This window comes from Egibacteraceae bacterium (assembly GCA_040905805.1).
Taxonomy (GTDB): Bacteria; Actinomycetota; Nitriliruptoria; order Euzebyales; family Egibacteraceae; genus DATLGH01.
In genome coordinates this window covers 1-6,805 of the sequence record JBBDQS010000062.1, presented here as the reverse complement: position 1 = coordinate 6,805, position 6,805 = coordinate 1, and the positions used below count along the sequence as shown (strand labels likewise).

Below are 6,805 nucleotides of genomic sequence, written 5' to 3'. Positions count from 1 at the left end.
CCGTCGGCGTCCAGACGACCGAATGCCGCGCCGGCCACCCGGGTCAGCCCGTCGGGGTCCAGGCGGGCCAGCGCGTCGCCGGCCACCCGGGTCAGCCCGTCGGGGTCAAGGCCGTGCTCGCGGATGGTGTCGCCGACGACGGCGGCTCGCCCGTGGGGGTCAAGGCGGGCCAAGGCCGTGTCGGCCACCTCGGTCAGCCCGTCGGGGTCAAGGCCGTGCTCGCGGATGGTGTCGCAGGCCACGCGGGCGCGCCGGGGGTGGTCGAGCACGCCCATGCGGTCCCACGTCAACGCTTCGGTGAGGTCGAGGTCAAGGCCGCGGGCGGCGTCGCGGGCGACCCCGGCGCGCACCGCCTGGGGCAGGCCGACAAACGCCCGTTCGGTGACGCGGACCCGTTCGGTGACCCCCAGGGTGTCCACCGCGGCCAGGGTGGCGTCGGCGGCGTGGGGGGGGGGCCCGGCCCCCCCCCGCGTGGCGGCCAGCTGCGCGCGGTGCCCGCCGTGCACCCGGGCGGCGGCCGCGGCCGCCAGCGCGACCAGCCCGTCGGTGTCGCAGGGGTCACCCAGGTCACCCACCGCCGCGCGGGCCACCGCCACACGCTGGCCGGCGTCACCCAGACCGGCGACCGTGGCGCACAGCACCACCCCCAAGCCCGCGTCGTCCAAAGCGCCCAGACGGGCCAGCAGGTCGCCGACGCCCCCGGCCCCGGCCCCGGCGTCCGCAGCGTGGTCTGCATCGCCGACGCCGACGCCCCCGACCCCGGCCCCCACGTCGTCTGCGTCGCCGACGCTGGCGTCCATAGCGTCGCGGTCACCGTGCCCAACGCCCGCGTCCCCCGCCTTCCCCGCGTTCCCGTGCGCGCGGGTGCCGCTGACGCCCGCGTCCCCCGCGGCCGGCGCCACGGCGACTCCCGCGTCCGCGCCCGGGTCGGGTGTGGCCACCGGGTCCGGGTCGCGGCGCGCGCCGCGGTGGGGTCGCCGGCCCCGGGTGGGGCCGCGACCGTCCCGTGGAGGACTCGACGACGCTGGACTCGAACGCATGTTCCCATGATGCCATGCTCTGGAGACCGTTGTCAAGCATCGACACGTGCTTGTGTGCAATTCCAGCAAGGCCCATGGCAGGCCGGCCCCGCGGTCGGGGCCGATCAGACGAGCAGCACACGGCGTACCGCGAACAAGCCGAGCGAGACGGCGCCACTTGGCCACGGTGCTCCCGTTCTCCCCCCAACCGCGGTAGCACCACCCGGTCCGGGGCTTCCCGCACGACCGAGTGTCCTCAGGGAAATCCCCGATGGTGCATCCTTGAACGGGCCGCCATGCTGGCTCCCTTCGCCGCCGCGGCGAACCGTGATCTGAGGAGCCTTCGTGTCAGGTGCCACCGCTCACCCATGGATACCCCTCGCACAGAGCGGTGAAGAGGGTCACCCCGCATGTCGCTGATCGTCACGGAGGGGCTCACCAAGCGCTTCGGTCAGGTGACGGCCGTGTCCGAGCTCAGCGTCGACATCAGCCCAGGGGTCATCGGCCTGATCGGTGCGAACGGCGCGGGCAAGTCGACGCTGATCAAGATCCTGCTCGGGCTCCTGCCCGCCACCAACGGCCGTGCCGCCGTGCTCGACCTCGACGTTGCCCGGGAGGGCGCCGCGATTCGCGAACGCGTCGGCTACATGCCCGAGCACGACTGCCTCCCGCCTGACCTGTCCGCGACCGAGCTCGTCGTCCACATGGCCCGGATGTCGGGACTGCCCGCGACGGCGGCGCGGGAGCGAACCGCGGACATCCTTCGCCATGTCGGGCTCTACGAGGAGCGCTACCGGCCGATCGGCGGCTACTCGACCGGCATGCGCCAGCGGGTGAAGCTCGCGCAGGCGCTGGTCCACGACCCGCAGCTCGTGCTCCTCGACGAGCCGACCAATGGCCTGGACCCCGCCGGCCGCGACGACATGCTCGGCCTCGTCCAGCGCATCAACGCGGACTTCGGCATCTCGGTCCTGGTGACCTCCCACCTCCTCGGCGAGCTGGAACGGGTCTGCGACCACGTCGTCGTCATCGACGGTGGCCAGCTGCTGCGGTCCTCCTCCACGGCGGACGTCACCGCATCCAGCCAGGTGGTCGTCGTCGAGGTGGACGACCGCCAGGACGAGCTGCTCGCGCTGCTCGGCGACGCGGGACTGGAGGTCCGCGCGGCGGGACGGCTCCTCGAGGTGGCGCTGCACGGCGACACCACCTACGACGTGGTGCGCGACACGGTCGCCGCGGCGGGGGTCGGGCTGATCAGGCTCGAGCGCCGCCGTCATCGCATGGCGGAGATCTTCGCCTCGGCTGGGACCGGCGGTGACGGCGATGCCGTCTGACACCCCGGCCACGGCGAGCGCCGCCGGCCCCTCCGGCGCGCAGGGGGTCATCCACGACATCGGGTACCGCCACTTCGACGGGCAGCGTGGCGGCCGCGGCTACATCCGCAGATCGCTGTTCGTCGACAGCCTGCGGGGCGCCTACGGGCTGGGGCGCAGCGGCCGTTCCAAGGTCATGCCGATGCTGCTGCTGGCGGTGATGTGCCTGCCGGCCCTGGCCATCGTCGCGATCACCGCGGTGACGCGCGCGACCGAGCTCGTCGCCGGCTACCCCTCCTACCTGCTCAGCATCCAGCTGGTCACCTCGATCTTCGTCGCGGCGCAGGCGCCGGCGCTGGTCTCGCGCGACCTGCGGTTCCGTGTGATGGCGCTGTACCTCTCGCGCCCGCTCGAACGCGTGGACTACGTCCTCGGCAAGTACGGGGCCATGGCCGCCGCCCTGTTCGTGCTCACGGCGGCGCCCCTGACCATCATGTTCCTCGGCGCGCTCGTCCTCGGGCTCCCCATCGGTGCGCAGATCCCGGACTACGCGCGCGCGGTGACCGGCGCGGCGGCGCTCTCGCTCATCCTCGCCGGCTTCGGCATGGTGGTCGCTGCCGTGACGCCGCGACGGGGGCTGGCGGTGGCCGCGGTCGTCACGGTCCTCGTCGTCATGTCGGGCGTGCAGGGCGTGGCGCAGGGCATCGCGATCGAGGAGGGTGTGGGTGACGCCGCCGCCTACCTCGGCCTCCTGTCGCCCTACACCCTCGTCGAGGGCATCCAGAGCTCGCTGCTCGGCGCGGCCAGCCCGCTGCCGACGCCGCCCGGTGCGGCCGGCGCCGCCGCCTTCGGGCTTGCCGCGCTTTTGCTCGTCGTCGGCTGCTTCGCGGCCCTGCTGCTGCGCTACCGATCGGTGTCGGTGACATGACCACCCTGACGTTGGACCAGGTGTCGCGGTGGTTCGGCAACGTCGTCGCCGTCAACGACGTCACCATGTCGATCGGGCCGGGCGTGACCGGCCTGCTCGGTCCCAACGGCGCCGGCAAGTCCACCCTGATCAACATGATGGCGGGCTTCCTGCCCCCGTCGGGCGGCACGGTCACCCTCGATGGCGAGACGGTCTGGGGCAACCGGGAGATCTACCGGCGCGTCGGCCTCGTGCCCGAGCGGGAGGCCATGTACGACGCCGTGTCGGGGGCGAGCTTCGTGCTCGCCAACGCGAAGCTCCACGGCTTGGCAGACCCGGGTGCCGCGGCGGCCGCAGCGCTGGAGACCGTGCAGATGTCGCCGTTCGCCGACCGGGACATCTCGACGTACTCCAAGGGCATGAAGCAGCGCATCAAGGTCGCCACCGCGCTGGTCCACGAGCCGCCGGTGCTCCTGCTCGACGAGCCGTTCAACGGCATGGACCCGCGTCAGCGCATGCAGCTCATGGACCTGCTGCACACGATGGGCGAGCAGGGTCGCACGATCCTGTTCAGCTCGCACATCCTCGAGGAGGTCGAGCAGATCGCCGGCGACATCCAGGTGGTGGTGGCCGGGCGGCACGCGGCATCCGGAGACTTCCGCCACATCCGGCGGTTGATGACCGAGCGGCCGCATCAGTACTGGATTCGCTCCGACGACAACCGGGCGCTGGCCTCGGCGATCATCGCCGAGGTCAGCGCAGCGGGTGTCGAGCTGGTGTCGGCGACCGGCGGCCGAGCGGCGTCGGGACGCACGCACCAGATGACCGACAGCGGTGACGACGCCACGGCCCTGCACGTGCAGGCGTCCGACGTGGCCCGGTTCGTGCGCGCCTTGCCCCAGCTGGCCGCGGCGCACAGCATCCGCCTGTACGAGGTCTCTCCTGCCGACGAGGCGCTCGAGAGCGTCTTCGCCTACCTGGTGGCCCGATGAACGCCACCGTCGCCCAGCTCACCGCGCGCAGCCTCCTCGGCCGGCGCCGCGCCCTGGTGCTGCTGGCGCTGCCGGCCATCCTGCTGCTGCTGTCCGTGACGCTGCGGGTGTTCGCCGGGGTCGGTGACGGCGCCACGATCGGGTTGCTCGGTGGCTTCGGGCTCGGGACCATCGTGCCGCTGCTGGCCCTGATCGCCGGCACCGGGGCGATCGGCCCCGAGATCGACGACGGGTCGGTGGTCTACCTGCTGGCGAAGCCCCTGCGGCGCTCCACGATCGTCACATCGAAGCTGGCGGTGTCGGTGGGGGTCGTCACGGCTGTCGCTGCGGTGCCGATGCTGGTGGCCGGGCTGGTGCTGTGGGGCGGTGCGGACAGGCTCGCGGTGGCCTACGGCGTCGGCGCGCTCGTCGCCGGGGTCGCGTACTGCGCGGTGTTCCTCCTGCTCGCGGTGGTCACCCGCAACGCGGTGGTGGTCGGCCTGCTGTACGCGCTGATCTGGGAGTCGCTGATCGGCGGGTTCGTCCCGGGAGCCCAGGTGCTGAGCATCCAGCAGTGGGCGCTGGCCGTCACCGAGCGGCTGCTCGGCGCCGCGGCACAGCCGCTGGGTGTGTCATCGGCGGTGAGCTTCGGCGCCGCCGTCGCGTTGCTGCTGGCCGTGACGGTGGGCGCCACCCTGTACGCGGGCCACCGCCTGCGGGTCCTGCGGGTCACCAGCGGCGAGACCTGAACGGAGGGGTCAGGGCCCGGGCCGGGCCGGCGGGTGGCGAGGATGTGCGGGTCAGGCGAGCGCCGGGTGGGCCCTGGCGAGGATGCGGGGGAGGTCCGCCCCCGTGGGCAGGGTCCCGAACGCCCGGCCGCCCTGCCCGGCGAGGCGGGTGCGCACGAACGCGTCGGCGACCGCGGGGTCGCCGTGGCGGACCAGGAGCGCGGCCTGCAGCACCAGCGCCATGCGCTCCACCGTGACGCGGGCGGTGGCCTCAGCGGTGGAGCGGGCGGTGGCCTCGGCCCCGTCCGTCAGGGCGGCGCGCAGACCCTGCGCCGCGGTGTCCAGGTGCCGGTCTGCGCCCGCGGCCCCATCGACCTCGGCGAGGAACGCCTCCACGGACTCCGGCGAGCGCACCAGCGCGCGCAGCACGTCCAGGCACTGCACGTTGCCCGAGCCCTCCCAGATGCCGTTCAGCGGGCTCTGGCGGAACAGCCGCGGCATGCCCGACTCCTCGACGTAGCCGTTGCCGCCCAGGCACTCGAGCGCCTCGGCGGCGTGCACCGGCGCGCGCTTGCACAGCCAGTACTTCGCCACCGGCATCGCCAGGCGCCGCAGGCCGGCCTCGTGCGCGTCGCCCGCGGCGGCGTCGAAGGCGCGAGCCAGGCGCAGCGCCAGCGCGGTGGCCGCCTCGGACTCGACGGCGAGGTCGGCGACGACCGCGCGCATCAGGGGCTGGTCGGCCAGCCGCGCCCCGAACGCCCGACGGTGCGCCACGTGCCAGGCGGCCTCGGCCAGCCCGTGGCGCATGCCCGCGGCCGCCCCGACCGCGCAGTCCAGGCGGGTGTGGGCGACCATCTCGATGATGGTGGCCACCCCCCGGCCCTCCTCGCCGATCCGCCGGCCCCAGGTGTCGGCGAGCTCGACCTCGGCGGAGGCGTTCGAGCGGTCGCCGAGCTTGTCCTTCAGCCGCTGCAGCCGGAAGGGGTTGCGCGCCCCGTCGGGGGTGTGGCGGGGGACCAGGAAGCAGCTGAGCCCCTCGGGTGCCTGGGCCAGCACGAGGAACGCGTCGGACATCGGCGCCGAGCAGAACCACTTGTGCCCGGTCAGCAGGGAGGCGTCCTCGTCCCCGGCCGGCACGGCGCGCGTCGAGTTCGCGCGGACGTCGGAGCCGCCCTGCTTCTCGGTCATGGCCATCCCGAACAGCGCGCCCGCCTTCTGGTCGGCCGGGACCAGGCGCGGGTCGTACACGGCGGCGGTGACCCGCGGCTCCCACTCGGCGGCCACGGCGGGAGCCCGCCGTAGCGAGGGGATCACCGCGTAGGTCATCGACATGGGGCACAGGTGGCCGGCGTCCACCCGGCTCCACAGCAGGAACTTGGCGGCGCGCACGACGTGCGCGCCCGCGCGGTCCAGCGCCCACGGCGCCGCGTGCAGGCCGTGGCCCACCGCCGTGTGCATGAGGTCGTGGTAGGCGGGGTGGTAGGCCACCTCGTCGATGCGGTGGCCGAAGCGGTCGTGGGTGCGCAGCTCGGGCCGGTGCTCGTTCGCGGCCCGGCCGCGGTCGTGCCACGCCGGATCGCCGGCCAGCGCGCCGAGCGCGTGCAGCTCGTCGTCGGCCCACGCCCCGCCCTCGCGCGCGACCGCCTCGGCCAGCGCGACGTCCTCGGCGTAGGTGTCGCCGGTGCGCGGTGGGGGCTGGTTGGTGACCTCGTGCGTCGGCATCGCGGCTTCACTTGCTGCGGGACCCGTGCCGGTGGGGTGCCGGGACCCGCTCGGGCTGTGCTTGCCGGTGGGGTGCCGGGACCCGCTCCGGGGGACGCTGCGCTCGCTGAAAACCTTAGCCCCCTGCGCGCGTCCCGGCACCCCA

Annotated in this window: 6 protein-coding genes; 4 read left to right on the top strand and 2 right to left on the bottom strand. The window is 74.1% G+C overall.

Features of this window, described 5'->3' with window-relative positions; translation table 11 throughout:
* Positions 1 to 941: hypothetical protein (locus WD250_07390; protein MEX2620026.1), on the bottom strand; the 941-nt coding region annotated here is incomplete at its 3' end.
* A gap of 488 nt (positions 942 to 1,429) precedes the next feature.
* Between WD250_07390 and WD250_07385 the strand changes: the two genes are divergently transcribed.
* From WD250_07385 to WD250_07370, 4 genes are read left to right on the top strand one after another with little or no spacing between them, the layout of a single operon-like run.
* Positions 1,430 to 2,353 carry an ABC transporter ATP-binding protein gene (locus tag WD250_07385; protein MEX2620025.1) on the top strand — a complete coding sequence of 308 codons (924 nt, stop codon included), beginning with the start codon at positions 1,430 to 1,432 and terminating at the stop codon, positions 2,351 to 2,353.
* The gene (locus tag WD250_07380; protein ID MEX2620024.1) at positions 2,343 to 3,260 is read left to right on the top strand and encodes a hypothetical protein; all 918 of its coding nucleotides are present in this window, start codon (positions 2,343 to 2,345) and stop codon (positions 3,258 to 3,260) included. The genes WD250_07385 and WD250_07380 overlap by 11 nt, the downstream gene beginning before the upstream one ends.
* Positions 3,257 to 4,231, top strand: coding sequence for an ABC transporter ATP-binding protein (locus tag WD250_07375; protein MEX2620023.1), 975 nt, complete (start codon positions 3,257 to 3,259; stop codon positions 4,229 to 4,231). The genes WD250_07380 and WD250_07375 overlap by 4 nt, the downstream gene beginning before the upstream one ends.
* Complete coding sequence (locus tag WD250_07370; protein ID MEX2620022.1) at positions 4,228 to 4,959, top strand: ABC transporter permease subunit; 732 nt, start codon at positions 4,228 to 4,230, stop codon at positions 4,957 to 4,959. The genes WD250_07375 and WD250_07370 overlap by 4 nt, the downstream gene beginning before the upstream one ends.
* Positions 4,960 to 5,010: 51 nt before the next feature.
* Here the strand turns inward: WD250_07370 and WD250_07365 are convergent, their stop codons facing one another.
* On the bottom strand, positions 5,011 to 6,660 hold the full coding sequence (locus tag WD250_07365) for an acyl-CoA dehydrogenase family protein (GenBank protein ID MEX2620021.1): 1,650 nt from the start codon (positions 6,658 to 6,660) through the stop codon (positions 5,011 to 5,013).
* Between the last annotated feature and the right edge of the window lie 145 nt (positions 6,661 to 6,805).

Coding starts and splice junctions, on each gene's coding strand:
- WD250_07375 (MEX2620023.1), top strand. CDS start 3,257: ATGACCACCCTGACGTTGGACCAGGTGTCGCGGTGGTTCGGCAACGTC.
- WD250_07380 (MEX2620024.1), top strand. CDS start 2,343: ATGCCGTCTGACACCCCGGCCACGGCGAGCGCCGCCGGCCCCTCCGGC.
- WD250_07365 (MEX2620021.1), bottom strand. CDS start 6,660: ATGCCGACGCACGAGGTCACCAACCAGCCCCCACCGCGCACCGGCGAC.
- WD250_07385 (MEX2620025.1), top strand. CDS start 1,430: ATGTCGCTGATCGTCACGGAGGGGCTCACCAAGCGCTTCGGTCAGGTG.
- WD250_07370 (MEX2620022.1), top strand. CDS start 4,228: ATGAACGCCACCGTCGCCCAGCTCACCGCGCGCAGCCTCCTCGGCCGG.